This window comes from Variovorax sp. 01N429, from assembly GCF_056399425.1.
The window spans coordinates 1-366 of sequence record NZ_JBFTRG010000242.1 but is presented as its reverse complement, the minus strand read 5'-3'; the positions used below and the strand labels follow the sequence as shown (position 1 = coordinate 366).

At 64.2% G+C, this 366-nt stretch carries 1 protein-coding gene; it reads left to right on the top strand.

The window, feature by feature from the left end; genetic code table 11:
• Nucleotides 1-366 (top strand): hypothetical protein (locus AC1DSF_RS31435; protein ID WP_478184221.1); only part of this gene is annotated, 366 nt, incomplete at both ends.

Genomic DNA, 366 nt, shown 5'->3' with positions numbered 1-366 from the left:
TCGCGCAGCATCCCGATGGTCGTTCGCACCAGCACACCCGAGACCCGCTTGCCCACAGCGAGCCTGTTTCGCACCCAGCCGGGCGCGACCGCCCATTACCTGATCGAAACCGATCCGCGCTTTGCCGACTATCGCCAGTGGCTCAGCAGCGACTACCTGCTGAACGCCCTGGGCTTCAATCCCGACACCGTGCAAAAGCGCCTGGGCGACGGCTTCTATGAGCAGCAACTCATTCGCGAGCAGATCGCCCAGCTCACCGGCTACCGCTACCTGGACGGCTACACCAGCGACCAGGACGAGTACACCGCGCTCATGAACGCGGGCGTGACCTTCGCCAAGCAGTATGGATTGACCCCCGGCATCGCC